Origin of the sequence: Bacillus sp. NMCC4 (genome assembly GCF_002998555.1) — a bacterium.
Classification (GTDB): domain Bacteria; phylum Bacillota; class Bacilli; order Bacillales; family Bacillaceae; genus Bacillus.
The window spans coordinates 386,845-404,660 of the sequence record NZ_PVRA01000001.1; the positions used below are offsets into that span (position 1 = coordinate 386,845).

Below are 17,816 nucleotides of genomic sequence, written 5' to 3' on the forward strand. Positions count from 1 at the left end.
ATTTGGTCAACGCTATTATATCCTTGTTTACGCCCTTTTAAAACCCTCACCAAGCACCTCTTTTGCATCCATTACGATGACAAATGCTGATGCATCGATTGCTTTCACCACTTGTTTCAACTTTGTGAATTGTGACTGCCCAACGACACACATCAGAATTGGACGGTCATGGTCGGTATATCCACCGACTGCTGAGATCTTTGTGACACCACGGTCAATTTGATCAAATACTGCCTGCCTGACCTCATCCTCATGCCCTGTAATGATCATCGCCATTTTCGAATGACTGAAGCCGGCCTGTACGACATCAATCGTTTTACTTGAAATAAACACACCAATGACAGCGTACAGTCCCTCTTCAATCCCAAAAGCAGTCATCGCAGCCAGGACAATTAGGCCATCCATCATCGCTAAACAGGTGCCAAGCGTGAGACCTGTATATTTATTGATGATTTTGGCAGCGAGCGCCGTTCCACCTGTTGATCCATTCCCAAGGAACACGAGCCCTATTCCGATCCCAATCACCACTCCGCCAAAAATGGCTGCTAAGAGCGCTTCATGTGTCACAGGTGCAATATGTCTTGTGACAAACACCATCAAAGGTAAAAAAATAGAGCCAACGAGCGTTTTCACGCCAAATGTCCCGCCTAATAAATAAAAACCAGCGATAAACAGCGGAATATTGAGTCCCCATTGCACATACGCCGCCTCAAAGCCGAATGACTGCATAATCGTACTAATACCGCTCACTCCACCTGCAGCAATCTGATTCGGTAATAATAACGTATTAAATCCAATCGCCACAATGGCTGATCCGATTAAAATGAACAAGTAATTTTTCGCTTCAATCCATAATTGTGAATGTCCCTGCTTCATGTCTTTCTTCCTCCGTTACTTCTGAATGCACACCTATTTTAAGCCCTCCTAAAACGAATGTAAATAACAGCCAAATGCAGTGCTAATGGATTAATACTTTATCACACAAACGGATCAGCGTACTTGCCGTTTGGCATAGGAGCAAATGATGGTATATTTAATATGTACATGAGAAAGAAGGGACATGCGATGAAGAAAATCCTGAAGATAACAGGCATGACATTACTTGCACTGATCATCTTGGCTTTTGGTGCTTTCTATACATGGAGCCGCTTTACATACGGACCATCCGCCGCATTAAAAAAGCAAGTGAACATCGAGCAAGTGGAACATAAAAACGATGTGTATACATTTGCATCAGCAAAAAGCGATACTGGTATTATTCTCTATCCCGGGGCAAAGGTGGAACCAATTGCGTACACCTATATTGGGAATGAACTGATGAAAAAAGGTTATTCTGTCTTTATCCCTGACATGCCATTTTCGTTTGCGATTTTTAATACAAACAAAGCACACGATATTATGAAAGTTCATCAAACGATCAAACACTGGTATATTGGCGGTCATTCATTAGGCGGAACAGCTGCCGCTATGTTTGCAGAAAAAAACCAGCGCAAGCTCGACGGTCTCTTTTTCTTTACGTCTTATCCAGCATCAGATAACTTGAAATCATCGTCCTTGAACGTACTCTCTATATCAGGTGAAAAGGATGGGCTTGCGACACAAGAGAAAATCAAGAAATCGAAAACAAATCTGCCGTCTCAAACCGTTTACCATGAAATAAAAGGCGGGAACCATGCTCAGTTTGGCATGTACGGCAAACAAAAAGGTGATCAGCCTGCGGACATTCCAGCCCTCACGCAGCAAAAGGATATCATTCAGACCATGCTTGAATGGCTAAAACCAGGAAAAAAGCTCCCGTAATAGGAGCTTTTCATTTTTACTTTTTCGTCGCTTCTAAAAACTCTTCAGCGTCTGCTACAGCTAAACCAATGGCTTCCTCCCAAAAGGCTTTTTGGGTAAGATCGACGCCTAAATGCTTATGAGCCAAATCTTCTACTGTCATTGAAGCTGTATCCTTTAGTAATGCAATGTACTTCTCTTCAAACGAAGTACCAGCCCGCAAGGCTTTTGCATAAATCCCTAGTGAGAACATGTAGCCAAATGTGTATGGGAAATTATAAAACGGTACACCTGTGATATGGAAATGCAGCTTAGACGCCCAGAAATGTGGATGGTATTCATCTAAAGAGTCACCGAAGGCTTCCTTCTGCGCTTCTACCATCAGCTCATTCAACCGATCCGCCGGCACTTCTCCTTGTTTACGCTCTTCATAAAAACGCTGTTCAAATAAGAAACGAGATTGAATGTTCATGAAAAATGCTACACTCCGCTGCAGCTTATCCTCTAACAAACTGAGACGCTCCTCTTCATTTGCCGCTTCTTTTAATGAAGCATCAGCCACAATCATTTCTGCGAATGTCGACGCCGTTTCAGCTACATTCATCGCATATTTGCGATTAAGAATGCGAACATCCTGCATCACTTCCTGATGGAACGAATGACCAAGCTCATGCGCGAGTGTCGCCACATTGGACGGACTTCCTGAGAAGGTCATAAAAATGCGGGACTCTCCGCTGTCAGGGAAATTTGTACAAAAACCGCCAACTCGTTTATTTGGACGATCCTCAGCTTCTATCCAGCGTTCATTAAAGGCTTTTTCTGTAAAGGCAGCAAGCTCTTCTCCAAATCCAGCGAAATGTTTCACAATAAAAGCAGCTGCTTCCTGATACGGATAAATCTTGGTCTCACTGCCAATAGGAGCCCCAACATCAAACCAGCTTAGCTTATCCACTCCAAGCATATCTGCCTTTCGATGTAAGTAATCAATGAATGGCTGCTTATGTTCATCAATCACAGACCACATTGCATCAAGGGTTTCTTGTTTCATCCGGCAAATATCAAGCGGCTCTTTTAAAATATGATCCCAGCCTCTTGCTTCATATACTTGTAAACGAAAACCTGCCAGATGGTTTAGGGTGCTTGCAAATAGATGTTCATCCTGCGTCCATGCGTGCTCTAAGTTATGATATACGGCCTTTCTGACTTCACGATCTGAATCATCCATCGCATTTTCCGCTTGGCCGACAGAGATCATCTGCGTTACACCATCTTGTTCAAATGGAATCATAATCTTATTCACCAAGCTAGAATAAAGATCATCCCACGCATGGTAGCCATCTACAGCTAATCTTTGTATCAATGTTTCTTGTTCAACAGGCAATTGATCCTTCACGCGCTCTCTTCGTTCATTTAATATGTAGCGCACATCTGAAAAGGCTTCTGAATTCATGAGATCTTCCCATTTGCTAGGAGAGATGGCAGCAAGCGCTTGATCAAACAGCGCAAGAATGGTACCTAAATCAGCTTCCAGCTTGGCAATCGTACCTCGAAGACTGCCAGCCTTCATATCCTTTGTATTTTGAGATTGAAGACAGGAAACAAATGAACCTGCTTGAGACAGTTTTTTATATGTCGTTTCATACGTGTCAAGGACAGACGTTAACCTGCTTTCAATGTGTGTATCTTCTTTTGAAAAGGCATCGACCTTTTGTCTTAATTCATCTAATAGCTGCTGAATGTGTTGCAGGTATGTCTTAAATTCTGGTGAAGAACTGCCTCCTTTAAAAAAGGCATCTAAATCCCACGTCTCTTGTAATGGTGTTAATCCCAAAATATTTCCCCCTTTATTTGCTAATTTCATCATACAAAGGATATAGAGTCAGTATGGCGTATGTATTCCTTTATATTCATTATATTTTCTCACAATTAAAAAAACCCAGCAAGAAGCCGAGTTTTTATGATAATTTCGAACGTAAGTAAGCATCGATAAATGAATCTAAATCTCCATCCATGACCGCTTGAACATTTCCCATCTCCGTATTGGTTCGATGGTCTTTCACAAGAGAATACGGATGGAATACATAAGAGCGAATTTGGCTTCCCCAGCCAATTTCTTTCTGCTCTCCTCTAATTTCATCCAATTCAGCCTGCTGTTCTTCGATCCGTCTTTGATAAAGTTTCGATTTCAGCATTTTCATCGCACGTTCTCTGTTTTTGATTTGTGACCTTTCTGTTTGGCATGTGACCACAACATTGGTTGGTATGTGTGTGATACGAACGGCAGAGTCAGTCGTATTGACATGCTGTCCACCTGCGCCGCTTGCACGATACGTATCTACCTTGATATCTTCTGTCCGAATATCAATATCAATTTCTTCATTGAACTCTGGCATGACATCACAGGAAACGAAGGACGTATGCCTGCGGCCAGATGAATCAAAAGGAGAAATACGAACCAAACGATGGACACCTTTTTCTGCTTTTAAGTACCCGTATGCGTTATGCCCTTTGATGAGCAATGTCACAGATTTAATTCCTGCTTCATCACCAGGAAGATAATCAAGCGTTTCAACCTTAAAGCCTCTGCGCTCTGCCCAGCGAGTATACATTCTCAGAAGCATAGAACCCCAGTCCTGTGATTCAGTACCGCCTGCACCAGGGTGAAGCTCAAGAATGGCATTGTTTTTATCATATGGTTCACTTAAGAGAAGCTGCAACTCAAACTCGTTAAACTGCTTGGTTAAGTTCTTCAGCTCTTTTTCAAGCTCTGCATGAAGCTCCTCGTCATAATCTTCCTTTAATAGGTCATGTGTCATTTGCAGCTCTTCATGAGATTCACTGAGCTCATGGTATGCATTCACATTATCCTTTAGTGCATTGGCTTCATTGATGACGCCTTGTGCCTTTTGCTGATCATTCCAAAAATCAGCTTCTGACATTGTCGCTTCGAGTTCTGCAATTTTGGCTTCTTTTGTTTCGAGGTCAAAGAGACCCCCTAAAATCAGCTAGCCTGCTAGCCATATTTTCAAGCTCTTGTCTAATTTCTACTAATTCCATATCCTTCACCTCATAGATGTATGGGGGCTGACATGAATAGAAAGAGGTTTTCACCTCTTTCCATTACTTATTCTGTCTTCCCATGACAATTTTTATATTTCTTGCCGCTTCCGCAGTGACATGGTGAGTTTCGCCCAATGTCTACGACTTTACGTACCGGCTTCTTTTTCACTGTCTTCTCCTCATCACCCTCTTGAGGCTGATGAGCAGTTGTTTGGCCTTGAACGACTTCTTCACGTTCTAGGTTGTTTTGAATTTCTGATTTTAAGACATATTTGGCTACATCATCTTCGATTGAAGCAACCATATGCTCAAACATCGCAAATCCTTCCATTTGATACTCACGAAGCGGATTTGTTTGTGCATACGCGCGTAAATGAATCCCTTGACGCAGCTGATCCATTGCATCGATATGATCCATCCACTTTGAATCCACCGCACGAAGAACGATGACTTTTTCAAATTCTCGCATTTGTTCATCGCCATATGTTTCTTCTTTTGCATCGTATTTTTCTTTAATACGATCCATGATGAAGGAGGTGATTTCATCTGCTTCTTTGCCATAAATATCTTTGACCGAAATAGCTCCTTCATCTAAATAGTTCGTGTTGATTAATTCAACAAGCCCATCTAGTTTCCATTCTTCAGGAAGCTCTTCTTTCGGCGTATAAGAACCAACAGCCCGCTCAATTGAAGATTGCATCATATTGATCACAATCGATTTTAAGTTATCAGAATCGATGACTTCAAAGCGCTGTTTGTAAATCACTTCACGCTGCTGACGAAGTACATCGTCATATTGCAGAAGCTGTTTACGGGAATCAAAGTTGTTCCCCTCGACGCGTTTTTGAGATGATTCAACGGCTTTAGACACCATTTTACTTTGGATAGGTGTAGAGTCATCCATGCCAAAGCGGTCAAGCATCGCCATCGTGCGCTCTGCACCAAATCGGCGCATCAATTCATCTTCCATGGAGAGATAGAATTGAGTAATCCCTGGGTCTCCTTGACGACCAGAACGTCCGCGAAGCTGGTTATCAATACGTCGTGATTCATGACGCTCTGTCCCAATCACAGCTAGACCGCCAAGCTCTTTGACGCCTTCGCCAAGCTTGATGTCCGTACCACGACCTGCCATGTTTGTCGCAATGGTGACGGCACCTTTTTGACCAGCCTCTTCAATAATTTGTGCCTCACGCTCATGGTTTTTCGCATTTAACACTTGATGAGGAATCCCTTTATTTTTAAGCAGCTTAGAAATAAGCTCAGATGTCTCAACCGCTACTGTTCCGACAAGAACTGGCTGCCCTGTCATATAGCGCTGCGCAACATCCTCAGCCACTGCTTTAAATTTACCTTCCATTGTGCGGTAAATTAAATCAGGTCTGTCATCACGAACCACTGGTTGATTGGTCGGAATTGTCACAACCTGCATGTTGTAAATGTTACGGAATTCTTCTTCTTCCGTTTTCGCTGTACCAGTCATACCAGATAGCTTTTCATACATACGGAAGTAGTTCTGGAACGTAATCGTTGCAAGGGTCATACTTTCGTTCTGCACTTCGAGACCTTCTTTTGCCTCAATAGCTTGATGCAGACCTTCACTATAACGGCGTCCTTTCATTAAACGTCCTGTAAAAGAGTCAACAATAACGACTTGGCCTTCTTCAACGACATAATCTACATCTTTTTGCATCGCAACATGTGCCTTCAGCGCCTGAGCGATGTGATGGTTCAGCGCAACATGCTTAACATCAAATAAGTTCTCGATGCCGAATGCTTTTTCCGCCTTCGTCATTCCGCTTTCTGTTAGCTGTACACTTTTTGTTTTAATATCATATGTGAAATCATCTTCTATTTTTAATGTACGAACAAATGCATTGGCTTGTACGTAAAGCTTTGTAGATTTCGCAGCTTGTCCAGAAATGATAAGAGGTGTTCTCGCTTCATCAATTAAGATGGAGTCAACCTCATCGATCACGGCATAATGAAGCGGTCTTTGAACCATTTGCTCTTTGTAAAGCACCATGTTATCTCGTAAATAGTCAAAGCCCAGTTCATTGTTTGTTGAATACGTGATATCAGCGGCATACGCTTCTCTTTTTTCATCTTTGTCTAAGCTGTTTAAGTTTAAGCCAACCGTTAAGCCAAGAAATTCAAAAATCTTGCCCATTTCCTCTGCATCACGGCTTGCCAAATATTCGTTGACTGTCACAATGTGGACGCCTTTTCCAGAAAGAGCATTTAAATAAACAGGCATTGTTGATGTCAACGTTTTACCTTCACCTGTTTTCATCTCAGAGATGTTGCCTTCATGAAGCGCGATCCCCCCCATGAGTTGCACCTTAAACGGGTACATTCCTGTCACGCGGCGTGATGCCTCGCGAACCGTTGCAAATGCTTCAACCAACAGGTCATCCACGGATTGTCCTTTTTCAAGTTTTTCTTTAAATTCAATCGTTTTATTTCGTAAAGCCTCGTCAGATAATTTCTCGAAATCTTGTGCGAGAGCTTCGATTTCATTTGCTTTTTTTTCATATTTGCTGATCGTACGTTTCGTAGGATCAAACACTTTGTTTAAGATTCCAAGCATATAATAACGCTCCTCTATTTCATGCAATTTTTCGGCATGTCCAAAAGATTGACAGGTCCATATTTACCTGCATTTATCATACCATACCTTCCTTCATTTCCAAAGAATTTGCAATGATTTCGCACAAAAAACCCGCCCCTTATGAAGGGAACGGGTTTACTTTTTTTAGGTTGTTTTTAGATCAGATTAAGCGTTTGGCTCAATGAGTCCATATTTTCCATCATTTCGGCGATAGACCACATTGGTCAAATTTGTCTCAGCATTTGTGAAGACGAAGAAACTATGACCTAACATGTTCATTTGAAGAATGGCCTCTTCGCTATCCATCGGTTTTAAATTGAATCGTTTTTGTCTGACGATTTCTGTTTCATCAATTTCTTCGTCATCTTGAACAGCTACATCAGCCGTCCCATTTCCTCCAGCAAATAAGTGTTTTTTGGCACCTTGCTCGCGGAATTTACGGTTTACTTTTGTTTTGTGTTTTCGAATTTGACGTTCTAATTTACTGGCTGCTAGGTCTACTGCATTGTACATATCTTCATTATGCACCTCAGCTCGAAGTGCTAGATCAGTCATTGGAATGGTAACCTCAACTTTAGATTCTTGATCATTGTAAAACTTCAAGTTCACGTTGACTGAAGCATCTACGTCTGTTTCAAAATAACGCTCCAGCTTTCCAATTTTTTTCTCGACATGATCTCTTAGTGCAGGTGTTACGTCGATGTTTTCTCCTCTGACATTGTAATTCATGTAAAGAACGCCTCCTTTAAAATTAAGGATATGTAAACCTATTTCTACTTTTCCCTCCTTTTCTCCTGCTCAAACGTAAAAAAAATGTGAATATTCATTGAAATTTGTCGAATTTTGCGGTGCTTCAACTGTTGCTTGATAGGTGATGAATATATATTCGGCTCATTCTTGAAAAAGACCAGCTCACGTTTAAATCGTGAAAGATGAAATGGATGTTTTCAGCGAATGAGATAAGGTTTTTAAATCTTCCGCCGCTGCTTTCATCTCTTCATTTGCCGCCAATGATTCTTCAACAGCAGCAGACATGTACTCCGTCTCTTCTGAATTGCGTTTGGCTCCTTCTTCAATGACCCCAACCGTCTGAGATATTTCCTCTGTACTAGCTGAAATTTGCTCTGCAGTGGCTGAAAGCTCCTCTGCTTTCATCGAAATATCACGAATAGATTCCAGGATTTCATGAAAACTCTGTTCAGACAATTGCGATACTTTCACACCTTCTGCTACATCCTGCTCAACCTTTGTCATCGAGTGTGATGATTTTTCAGTATCTTTGTTCACGTTCGCGAGTAATTGACTAATTTGATCTGTCAGCTGACTAGATTCTTCCGCCAGTTTCCTCACTTCATCTGCTACAACCGCAAAGCCTCTTCCATGTTCTCCTGCTCTTGCCGCTTCAATAGCAGCATTTAAAGCAAGCAAATTCGTTTGGTCAGCAATGGCTTGGATATGACCTAACAAATCTTCAATGCCAGTAAACTGGGTTTGTACATGAGCCATTGTGGAATGGTGTTCATTCACAGACGCTTTTATAGAGTTCATTTGTTTTACAAATTGCTGAATAAGTGCTGCACCCTCTTCAGCCTTTTCAGTCACTGAAATTGAGTGACCCGAAACATCGGATGTATGTTCAGCTGCATTTTGCATACCAGTCGAGACTTCTTGAATCGCAGAAGCTACTTTTCCGACCGCGTCTGATTGTTCACGTGAAGCTTCACCGACCTGTTCAATCGAACTAGACGTCTGCTCACTTGCCGATATTGTTTGATGAATGGTTTCCTCAAACTGAGCAGCAGAATCAGCTAATTGTCTTGATCCATTTTGCACCTGTAAAATGAGTTGACGTAAATGAGTCGTCATTTGATTAAAAGCGGTACCGAGTTGGCCAATCTCATTTTTAGAGGTCACTTCAATCTCTTCAAGTGTAAGATCACCATCTGCCATCCTTCTCGCGGCATTTGTGACAGAAACAATCGGCTTTGTCATACGATGAACGAATCTTGTCCCAATCACCAAAAAGCCAACAATAATGACCGCACTAACTAGAATGAGTGTGAATAGTAATTGGTTACTGTCTTGATTGAGCTGATTGATTTTCTGGTCACGTTGCTTCAACTGGGTTTGAGCAAATTCTTTTGTAAAGGTATGTATTTCTTGTTCGATAGGCTGTAATTCTTGACTGAGGCGGGTGTTGAATTCTTTTTGATTTTGCATATTCAATGAATTAAATAGTCGGTTCGTTGAGGTGTAGTAAAGATAATTTTTTTCTGAGATTTGATCTAATAGATTTTTTGCTTGTTTGACAGCGCTCATTTTTGAAGCTTCAGTTGTTTTCTTATTAATCTCTTCATATGTTTGCTCAATTTTCTGTAAATTTTCAGCATCTTGCACGACAACATAGGTTTTGATTTGCGCTTCCTGCTTTTGCAAAAGCGCCTCTAATTCCAGTGAGGTCTGATAAAGCTTCACTTCTTTGCTGAGAAGCGTCTTGTAGGATTGATCTGTTTTGTAATAGATAAAGCTTGAGAACCCTAAAATACTGACAAACAATACACATATGACAATAAGCCCAAACAAAAATTGATTTTTTAGTCTCATAATTTCCTCCGAATGGTCTGAATTGAACAAAAATTAATGAATGACATACGGCCTCATACAGGCATGTATTTCATCCATCCACTTTCTATATTCAGGTATAAAATATGATGTAAGGAATGATTGGAAGTGTATTGAAGGGAATGTATAGAAAGCTAGTATATCAAAACTTAAAAAAATTTGATCAAACGAACGAATCGTTTTGGCAAAGTGCTCATTTTCTATAATTGAAAGCAGAAGGGGATGTGTTGTCTCTAAATGAAAGAAGGCATGGATCAGATCATTAAAGATCCGATCCCCTTCAGTTTTAGCAAAATCCTTCTCAATTTCATCTAAATATTTTAGACTCTCTTCTATCGTATATAGAAGTTCATAATATGTGGTTAATAAAATATAGTCATCTGAACGATACGCCACAGGTCTCACCTAATTATTTCCGTTTATCGTAATATACGCCGTCACTCGTCATAGGCTGGTATGGATTTTGATAATTCAGCTGTTTTGTTTTCTTTCTTTGAATGGCTTGAATATCTGCTCTTATCCCATTTTGGATCACAGTTAATTGCTTCGCCATCTGTTGATCTGTTTGGATGATTTCTTTGATTTTCTCTTTTTCTTGATCCGTCAGCTCATGCTGAATATCTCTCATTAATTCGTCTCTCTCAATTAAAAAGGCATCAAAATCTTCAACCAAGGTGTCACTTTGTGGATTTGCCGCTATTTCGGCTGCCATTTTTAATGTTCGGTCATACAGCTGGTCCACAATACTCATAGAGATCCCCCGATAGAGTGGTGGCGCCCTTTTCGATCGGTTTGAATAACTTCCTTCCATGCATCACGAAAATCAGTTACGTATTGCTCTACTTCATTCAACATCTCTTCGTCATTTTGAAGATTGGCTTCAATCAGTCTGCGATAAATGTAATCATACATACTTGCCATACTCTTTGATACGTCATAAGAACGATTTAAGGTAACATTTAATTCTTGAATGATGTTTTGAGCCTTTTTCAGGTTCACATTTCTCGTTTCTGCATCCTCTTTTTGAATGGCATACTTCGCTAGTCTAATGAACTTTAAGCAGCCTTCATAAAGCATAAGCGTCAACTCGGCAGGTGTTGCAGTCTCAATAGAATTTTTCTGATAGGCGGCATAAGGGTTCTGTATTGCCATATGTTATAAACCTCCAATTATTGTCCAAGCAGTTGAGAAAGATAGCCAGATTGGTTGTTTAGCTTTTGAATCGCGCTATCCATGGCGCTAAACTTTTTGTAGTAGCGGGTTTCAACCATTTTTAAACGATCTTGGAATGTATCCATTCGTTTTGTTAAAGAATCAAGGTCCTTACCAAGTCCGTATTCCTTTAATTGCATTGTTGTGCTGCCAGCTTTAGTTTGAATGCTCTTCGTGAAGGCTGATAAGGAATTTTTGATACGATGAATGATTCCTTGTTCTTGATATTGCTGCTGCGCTTTATCTTTATCTTTTGAATCCACATTTAGCGAACCTGACATAAATATTTGACTGATCTTCTGCGGGTCTTCTTCAATGGCTTTTCTTAGTTTCGGTTCATCAATGACAAGCTTTCCGCCATCTTTATATTTATCTGAAGTGGTAATTCCGATTTGTGTCATGTGAATTCTATTCCCATCACTTGTCGTAATATCAGCATAAAAATCACTTCTTATTTTAGAGGCACCACCTCGTAAAATGGAATCACTTCTCAGCAAGCCAGACTTCGCTGTCGTTTCCCATAGCTCCACTTCTTTGTCAGACATTGCTTTTTTCTCTTCAGCTGTTAAAGGATGATAGTCCCTATTTCTTTTTTCATTGACTTTGCCATTGACCTGCTCAACAAGTTCATTGTATTTATCAACAAATTGTTTAATTTTATCAAAGATTGTATCGACATCTGTTGAAACGTTTAAGCTGACAGGCTTATCGGTTGTCCCTTTAAGCTCGTACGTAATACCAGCTTGCTCAAATGTATTGTTGTTATTTTCCATTTTCAGACCATTAATCTCGTATTGTGCTTTTTGCCCTTGAGTGGTCGCAACTAATTTGTTATCTCCATCCACTTGGAAGCCTAATTGAGTGAAGAATGAAGCTGAATTACCATCAGCTGCTTTAATACTGACACCTTCTCCCGTTGTCCGTGAAGTGAGAGCGACCGTATCGACATAGTTTGATCCGTCAAAGATCTGTCCTTTGTAAGCCGTCACACCTAATTGCGAGTTGTTCAGCTTTTTCACGATGTCATCAATTGTATCGGTATCAGAAGTATTGATCGTCACCGTTTTCGGTTTTGTCGAATCTGGTGTCGTCACTTCGAATGTAAACGTGCCATTTGTTGGTGTAAATCCAGATGTACCAGATGATCTGAAGACGGAAGCTGTCGCTAATTGGGTGACATTGATTGAGCCAGAAGTAGCATTAGTTGAGCCAGTTGCTGTGACAGCAGATTCATTTGAGCTTGTCACCTTTTTTGCGCCATATGTACTTGGACGCGTTAAGTTTAAACTGTTGATCAAATCATCTAATTCTTTGACTTTCGAGTTCACCTCGCGATAGCTGTCTCTTTGCCATTCAAGTGTTTGTTTCTGGCGTGTCATTTTATCAAGTGGTGCTTGCTCAGTTTTCATTAGCTTTGATACGATTTCATCAATATCAAACACATTTGAAAATCCAGTAATTCGATTGACCATTTTTTATGTTCTCCCTTCACTTACATTCTTTTATCTACAAATAAACCGACAATTTCTGTCATTGCCGCATAGAAATCAAGCCATTCCTTGGAAGGAATTTCTCTAATGACTTCTTCTGTTTGGTTATCTACGACTTTGACATAATATTCATTGAGTTTTTCATGTAATTCAAATTGCAGATGAAATTGAGTGGGTTCAATCAGCTTGTTTGCTCCTTGAAGCGTTTTTTCAATTTCTTCTTTTGAAACGACCTTGCCATTTGCTTGTAAATCAGAGTTTACATTGTCATTCTGGTTATTAGAAACACGGGTTTGAAATGCATCGATAATTGGCTCTAGCGATGTCACCTTACCAACAGACATAGTTATTCAGCTCCTGTGCTTTAATCTACCTTTTATATCGGCTTTGAATTTTCAAATTAAATATAGATGGACCGATTTGTTAAAGTTTCATATAGATGGTGAACATCCACACAGAAACGTGGAAAAGGATAGCTGAATCAGATAAAAAAATCCTCACTTTTTTTGTGAGGATAATTGAGAGAGGAGATCTACAGATAAACTCGCAGCACGACTGTTCTCTTCTTGAATAGACAGGTACACTTCTTTTCTATGAATATCAATGTGCTTAGGAGCCTCAATCCCGATTTTCACTTGATCGCCTTCGATTGAAATAATCTTGACTTCAATATCATCGCCAATTTGAATCGACTGGTTTAATTTACGCGAGAGAACTAACATGAGGATGCCACCTCTAACAAATGTTTTGTATGATAGGCTGAATCATGCAAAATCACCTGCTTGGCTTTCATGTTTTTCCGGTTCACAATAATAGGCGCTCTTAAATTGGCTGTCGTTTTTTCAATAGAAGATTCCATTGTTAAGATCACCATGACTTCCACATCATTGGCATCTTCTACTTCTAGAATATCTACGACCGTTTCGTCTAGATCGAATTCATATTGATTGAAGAATAAAAACGGACTGCTGACAATAAAGCCTAACTCTGCGTTTTTCAATGATTGAAGAACTAAAAATGGAGACTCTTCTGATAAAGGTAAAATGACAAACTGTTGTTGATCTAGAAATCCTGGTATTCCATTAGAGAAGTTGATGATTTGCTCCTCTTTGATTGTCATTTCACCATGGTATTTTGTTTGAATGATCATAATTCACGACCTTTTTCATTTTTCTTAACTATACCTTATCACCATTTTGGCCCGTTTCGTCAACTTCTATTTTTAAATCTGGGTATTGTAACATATCAATATTGACCTTACCTGGCTGGTAGTTAACGATTGGTTTATGAGGCGTTGCCTCTATAATAGCTTTTTGAGGCTCCACATCAATTTGAAGCTCAGATGGCTGATAGTGAATTTTGACACTAAAGAATGAAGGGATCACACCAATGGTGAATTGTTTGGCTGGAGGGGTGCCATTGATTTTGGCAAACTCGGCAATTGCATTCCCACCATTCTCGATCTTGATGAGTTCACTGCCTTCTTCCGCTCTTCGGCCCATTCCCTCTCCAACAGCACGTTTCCCCTCAGCTGCCCATTCCTCAGATCGTCTAAAAATCGACTTGATATCCATATCGGCAAATGCTTCGGTTTGATCTATTGTTAATTTTGACGGTGTCCTTGTCATATTCATGACGGCTCTGGGCTGCTGAATCTCAAGGTCTGCTCTTGGCTGCTCTACTTCTTGCCGAGAAGGAGTTGTCGACATTTGCAGCTTTGCATAGGTTTGTTGCATTAACAATCTAGGGATTTGCATATAGGTACACCTCCATGATGCAAAAAAGCACCCAACGGATGCTTTTTATTATCTTAAGAAATCGACAAGGGATGGCTGAATAACTTTAGCCGTCGTTGCTAAAGCAGCTCTATTCACAACCTCTTGTTGAAGAAGATCAATAATTGCTTTTTCACTTTCTACATCTTCATTATCTGATTTGGCATTTTTCAGTACTTCGAATTGTGAAGTCAAGCGGCTGCCTACTAAGTCAACACGATTTGAACGGGCTCCTAGGTCCGAGCGCTCAGCACTCATCACTTCTTTAAACTGATCGATACTTCCTAACGCATCATCAGAATTTGCGAACGTTCCATTTTTCAATGAGTTTTCTAAATCCGTCAGCATTTCAATGACATTTTGACCGCTGGCAGACTGTCCACCAAACGCTGAAATTGGATTTGAGTTCACATTTAAAGTGATACCATCAGAAATGTTCGACTTAACGGCATTTGCATCTGTATAGTTTTCAAAGTTAAACGTAAACGTACCATCTGCGTTCTCGACAACTGGTTTGACATTTGTATTCGTTCCATTAAATACGAATTTACCTAACATCTGAGTGTTCATTGCGTCAATGATTTGTTTCTTCATCTGGCCAATTTCCACTCCGATAGCTGCTAAATCTTCTGGCTGCTTTGTTCCGTTAGCCGCATCAAGCACTTTATCTCGTACATTTGACATAATATCAATGATTTCAGTGACACTTGTTTCAGATGTATCAATCCAGTTTTGTGCTTCATTTAAGTTTTTTTGATATTGTTCATTTCGAAACATTGCTGTGCTATATTGAAGGCTTTTTACTGCTGCAACGGGATCATCAGACGTTTTTGTGAAACGTCTCCCTGTTTGTGCTTGCTCATTTATTTTAGAAAGTTTTTCATAACTTTTACTAATATTACGAAGTGAGTTTTGAGAAATCATACCTTGTGTGACTCGCATCAGCTATACCTACCTTCCTACGACACCCATGCCGTTTATTACTTTATCCAATATTTCATCTTGTAATGTCACAACTCTCGCAGCTGCATTATATGCATGCTGAAATTGGATCATATTCGTCATTTCTTCATCAATGGAAACAGCACTCGTCGACATTCTACGTTCATTGGCTGAATTGACAAGAGCGGCTGAACTGCTTTCTAGCGTCATGTTCTTTTTCCCTTGAATCCCCATCTCAGCAATGACATTTTGGTAGTAATCCTGGATCGTCGTTGTATTGCCGCCGATTGGTAACTTTAAGTCTTGTATATTTGCTAATTTTGTAGCATTCGAACCGTCACCTTTTGTTTGATTGAGAGATGCTGCAATATTATCTGTTGATGCTAAAATGACATCACTCACTTTGATACGAGCTGCTAAGCCTTTATTCAATTCATTGTTATTCTCAATATCAAAGAAGTCTTGTCCACTTGTGCCATTTAACGTGTACCCCTGCTTATGCACATCGTTAAATGTATCCATAAATACTTGTGCTACTTCATCCAGCTCTGCAAGCATATCCGGATACATGCCTTTTTCAGCACCATTTGACATGTAACCATAAGCCTCAACAAGTGCTTTTACTTTACCATTCACTTGAAGCTGATCTGCTGCAATGGTTGTTGTTCCGAATTGAAGTGAGTTAACAAGTCCCGTTGTGTTATCGTAGGAGATTTGCAGTTCAGATTTTTCGCTCGTAATGCCATTCAAAATCGTTCCAGCAGATTGTCCATTTGCACCGATAATGTCGATGTTGACAGTTCCTTCAGCAATTTTGAGTGCATTACCGCCAGATGGATTGTAGCTCACTTTAATATCAACAAGTGAGGATAATTGATCTACCAAAGCATCACGCGTATCATAAAGATCATTTGGAAGATATCCGTTTGGCTCAACTGCTGCAATCTGTTTATTCACTTCATCTATTTGAGATAAAATAGTGTTCACATTTTTAGCTGTTGAATCGAGTTCTGTTTTTAAATTCTTTTGTATCGTTGTTAAAGAAGAATTAAGTAAACGGAATTGATCTACTAAAGCCTGTGCACTTGTTTTAACAACTGTACGCGCAGAAGCTGTATCGGCATTTTTTGTTTCGGATAGGACCTGTAGTGATTTCCAAAGGTTATCAAAAGCTCTGTTTAAGCCTTCATCCGTCAAATCATTCATAACCCCCTCCATTTGCGAAAGGGCATCAGATTTTGTTGAGTAGTAAGACAAGTTATTGTTATGATCTCTGAATTGCAGATCTAAAAAGCTGTCTCGAATTCTTTCCACGGTTCCAACTTGAACACCTGTCCCCATTTGGCCATAAGTCTTGCCGTCATAAACAGAAATGACTGGATAAGGATTATCTGCTTTAAAGGTAACTCTTTGTCTTGAGTAGCCATCCGTATTTGCATTGGACACGTTGTTTGATGTGACATAAAGCCCTGCACGCTGGGCTGTGATTCCTCTTTTTGCCGTTTCTAGACCCATGAATGTAGAACCCATTGGTATCCTCCTTGTTTACGCCTTTGAATCAAACAAAGCCCTCTGCTGTTTAGGCTTTGAACTCTCAAGACCATTTTGTCCGTAATTCATATTTTCTTTATTAGGGTTAACGAGATCGAATGTCAGTGAAATAAATTGAAGCGACTGCTGAATGAGCTGTTTGTTCAGTTCATTTACATCTTTCAGTTCCACCATGATGTCATTTAATTTGTCATATAACGAAATGAGCTCTTCTTGATCCGAACCTTCAGCCTTTTCGATACACGCGGTGATGGTTGGCGGTTCATCACTTTGTAAAAATTGAACTGTGGCTTCAATTCGTTTTTCTTCTAATTGAGAAATGGCTTGAATATATTTTTGCTCTAAATTCAGAACCTCTGAAAGAGCATCAATCTCATTGCTTTTCAGCATTTCTGTTTTATCCTTCGACAGCTTCAAAAGCTGTTCATGCAATCCATAGAGACGATGCAGCTCTTCAATGATTATTTTAACTGACATTCACGCTACTCCCTTTTGTTATTGTTGTTTATAAAAATTCAGCATTTTATCAGCAATGCCTTTTGTATCTACTTGATATGTTCCGGCTTCAATGCTTTTTTTAATTTGGTCTATTTTATCTTGGCGTTCTTTCATGATATTCGGCACCTTTTGCATTTCGATTGCCTTTTTAGAAATTTCGACTTTATCAGTTGATTTTGCTTGATTTGATTGCAACGTTTGTTTCTCATATGTTTTCTTGTAAGGATTTACTGGTTGTGTTCCATATCGATTAATTTTCACGGGATTCCTCTCGCT

At 39.9% G+C, this 17,816-nt stretch carries 19 protein-coding genes; 1 reads left to right on the top strand and 18 read right to left on the bottom strand.

The genetic code is table 11. The annotated features are described in order from the left end of the window. Positions 1-27: 27 nt before the first annotated feature. Complete coding sequence (locus tag C6Y02_RS02065) at positions 28-876, bottom strand: YitT family protein (RefSeq protein ID WP_106030556.1); 849 nt, start codon at positions 874-876, stop codon at positions 28-30. Between the two features lie 189 nt (positions 877-1,065). Between C6Y02_RS02065 and C6Y02_RS02070 the strand changes: the two genes are divergently transcribed. Further along, positions 1,066-1,800, top strand: a complete 735-nt coding sequence (locus tag C6Y02_RS02070) for an alpha/beta family hydrolase (protein WP_106030557.1) — start codon at positions 1,066-1,068, stop codon at positions 1,798-1,800. A 16-nt stretch (positions 1,801-1,816) separates the two neighbouring features. Here the strand turns inward: C6Y02_RS02070 and C6Y02_RS02075 are convergent, their stop codons facing one another. From C6Y02_RS02075 to flgM, 17 genes are all read right to left on the bottom strand, one after another. Further along, positions 1,817-3,610 carry a M3 family oligoendopeptidase gene (locus C6Y02_RS02075; RefSeq protein ID WP_106030558.1) on the bottom strand — a complete coding sequence of 598 codons (1,794 nt, stop codon included), beginning with the start codon at positions 3,608-3,610 and terminating at the stop codon, positions 1,817-1,819. A 124-nt stretch (positions 3,611-3,734) separates the two neighbouring features. Next, positions 3,735-4,836, bottom strand: a protein-coding gene (gene prfB, locus C6Y02_RS02080; RefSeq protein ID WP_106030559.1) for a peptide chain release factor 2 whose coding sequence is annotated in 2 segments (ribosomal slippage) — positions 3,735-4,763 and positions 4,765-4,836 — 1,101 coding nt in all. Because the reading frame shifts where the segments join, the coding sequence is not laid out codon by codon here. A 67-nt stretch (positions 4,837-4,903) separates the two neighbouring features. Beyond that, the gene (gene secA, locus C6Y02_RS02085; protein ID WP_106030560.1) at positions 4,904-7,429 is read right to left on the bottom strand and encodes a preprotein translocase subunit SecA; all 2,526 of its coding nucleotides are present in this window, start codon (positions 7,427-7,429) and stop codon (positions 4,904-4,906) included. Between the two features lie 186 nt (positions 7,430-7,615). Then, positions 7,616-8,179, bottom strand: coding sequence for a ribosome hibernation-promoting factor, HPF/YfiA family (hpf, locus tag C6Y02_RS02090; RefSeq protein WP_003213481.1), 564 nt, complete (start codon positions 8,177-8,179; stop codon positions 7,616-7,618). 189 nt (positions 8,180-8,368) lie between these two features. Beyond that, on the bottom strand, positions 8,369-10,054 hold the full coding sequence (locus C6Y02_RS02095; protein ID WP_106030561.1) for a methyl-accepting chemotaxis protein: 1,686 nt from the start codon (positions 10,052-10,054) through the stop codon (positions 8,369-8,371). Between the two features lie 33 nt (positions 10,055-10,087). Continuing rightward, positions 10,088-10,468 (bottom strand): DUF8042 domain-containing protein, encoded by a 381-nt coding sequence (locus tag C6Y02_RS02100; RefSeq protein WP_034660137.1) that lies wholly within the window; start codon positions 10,466-10,468, stop codon positions 10,088-10,090. Between the two features lie 13 nt (positions 10,469-10,481). After that, a complete protein-coding gene (gene fliT / locus C6Y02_RS02105; protein ID WP_060597386.1) occupies positions 10,482-10,823 on the bottom strand; it encodes a flagella biosynthesis regulatory protein FliT in 342 nt (113 codons plus the stop codon). Then, positions 10,820-11,224: a flagellar export chaperone FliS gene (gene fliS / locus C6Y02_RS02110; RefSeq protein ID WP_058013567.1), complete on the bottom strand. Its 405-nt coding sequence runs from the start codon at positions 11,222-11,224 to the stop codon at positions 10,820-10,822. The genes fliT and fliS overlap by 4 nt, the downstream gene beginning before the upstream one ends. Positions 11,225-11,241: 17 nt before the next feature. After that, positions 11,242-12,756, bottom strand: coding sequence for a flagellar hook-associated protein 2 (locus tag C6Y02_RS02115; protein ID WP_106030562.1), 1,515 nt, complete (start codon positions 12,754-12,756; stop codon positions 11,242-11,244). Between the two features lie 20 nt (positions 12,757-12,776). Beyond that, the gene (gene flaG / locus C6Y02_RS02120; protein ID WP_106030563.1) at positions 12,777-13,118 is read right to left on the bottom strand and encodes a flagellar protein FlaG; all 342 of its coding nucleotides are present in this window, start codon (positions 13,116-13,118) and stop codon (positions 12,777-12,779) included. A 153-nt stretch (positions 13,119-13,271) separates the two neighbouring features. Next, entirely contained in the window at positions 13,272-13,496 is a 225-nt protein-coding gene (gene csrA, locus C6Y02_RS02125) for a carbon storage regulator CsrA (RefSeq protein ID WP_003212955.1), read from the bottom strand. Beyond that, a complete protein-coding gene (fliW, locus tag C6Y02_RS02130; protein WP_034660142.1) occupies positions 13,490-13,924 on the bottom strand; it encodes a flagellar assembly protein FliW in 435 nt (144 codons plus the stop codon). The genes csrA and fliW overlap by 7 nt, the downstream gene beginning before the upstream one ends. 28 nt (positions 13,925-13,952) lie before the next feature. Beyond that, a complete protein-coding gene (locus C6Y02_RS02135) occupies positions 13,953-14,531 on the bottom strand; it encodes a DUF6470 family protein (protein WP_034660143.1) in 579 nt (192 codons plus the stop codon). A gap of 48 nt (positions 14,532-14,579) precedes the next feature. Next, the gene (gene flgL / locus C6Y02_RS02140) at positions 14,580-15,491 is read right to left on the bottom strand and encodes a flagellar hook-associated protein FlgL (protein WP_066031682.1); all 912 of its coding nucleotides are present in this window, start codon (positions 15,489-15,491) and stop codon (positions 14,580-14,582) included. A gap of 9 nt (positions 15,492-15,500) precedes the next feature. Continuing rightward, complete coding sequence (gene flgK / locus C6Y02_RS02145; protein WP_060597394.1) at positions 15,501-17,021, bottom strand: flagellar hook-associated protein FlgK; 1,521 nt, start codon at positions 17,019-17,021, stop codon at positions 15,501-15,503. A gap of 15 nt (positions 17,022-17,036) precedes the next feature. Beyond that, positions 17,037-17,519: a flagellar protein FlgN gene (locus C6Y02_RS02150; protein WP_034660146.1), complete on the bottom strand. Its 483-nt coding sequence runs from the start codon at positions 17,517-17,519 to the stop codon at positions 17,037-17,039. 18 nt (positions 17,520-17,537) lie between these two features. Further along, the gene (gene flgM / locus C6Y02_RS02155; protein WP_003213252.1) at positions 17,538-17,801 is read right to left on the bottom strand and encodes a flagellar biosynthesis anti-sigma factor FlgM; all 264 of its coding nucleotides are present in this window, start codon (positions 17,799-17,801) and stop codon (positions 17,538-17,540) included. Positions 17,802-17,816 lie beyond the last annotated feature (15 nt).

Excerpts from the sequence above, each read along its gene's own strand:
- C6Y02_RS02065 (WP_106030556.1), bottom strand. The coding sequence starts at position 876 with ATGAAGCAGGGACATTCACAATTATGGATTGAAGCGAAAAATTACTTG.
- C6Y02_RS02070 (WP_106030557.1), top strand. The coding sequence starts at position 1,066 with ATGAAGAAAATCCTGAAGATAACAGGCATGACATTACTTGCACTGATC.
- secA (WP_106030560.1), bottom strand. The coding sequence starts at position 7,429 with ATGCTTGGAATCTTAAACAAAGTGTTTGATCCTACGAAACGTACGATC.
- hpf (WP_003213481.1), bottom strand. The coding sequence starts at position 8,179 with ATGAATTACAATGTCAGAGGAGAAAACATCGACGTAACACCTGCACTA.
- C6Y02_RS02095 (WP_106030561.1), bottom strand. The coding sequence starts at position 10,054 with ATGAGACTAAAAAATCAATTTTTGTTTGGGCTTATTGTCATATGTGTA.
- fliT (WP_060597386.1), bottom strand. The coding sequence starts at position 10,823 with ATGAGTATTGTGGACCAGCTGTATGACCGAACATTAAAAATGGCAGCC.
- fliS (WP_058013567.1), bottom strand. The coding sequence starts at position 11,224 with ATGGCAATACAGAACCCTTATGCCGCCTATCAGAAAAATTCTATTGAG.
- C6Y02_RS02115 (WP_106030562.1), bottom strand. The coding sequence starts at position 12,756 with ATGGTCAATCGAATTACTGGATTTTCAAATGTGTTTGATATTGATGAA.
- flaG (WP_106030563.1), bottom strand. The coding sequence starts at position 13,118 with ATGTCTGTTGGTAAGGTGACATCGCTAGAGCCAATTATCGATGCATTT.
- csrA (WP_003212955.1), bottom strand. The coding sequence starts at position 13,496 with ATGTTAGTTCTCTCGCGTAAATTAAACCAGTCGATTCAAATTGGCGAT.
- fliW (WP_034660142.1), bottom strand. The coding sequence starts at position 13,924 with ATGATCATTCAAACAAAATACCATGGTGAAATGACAATCAAAGAGGAG.
- C6Y02_RS02135 (WP_034660143.1), bottom strand. The coding sequence starts at position 14,531 with ATGCAAATCCCTAGATTGTTAATGCAACAAACCTATGCAAAGCTGCAA.
- flgL (WP_066031682.1), bottom strand. The coding sequence starts at position 15,491 with ATGCGAGTCACACAAGGTATGATTTCTCAAAACTCACTTCGTAATATT.
- flgK (WP_060597394.1), bottom strand. The coding sequence starts at position 17,021 with ATGGGTTCTACATTCATGGGTCTAGAAACGGCAAAAAGAGGAATCACA.
- C6Y02_RS02150 (WP_034660146.1), bottom strand. The coding sequence starts at position 17,519 with ATGTCAGTTAAAATAATCATTGAAGAGCTGCATCGTCTCTATGGATTG.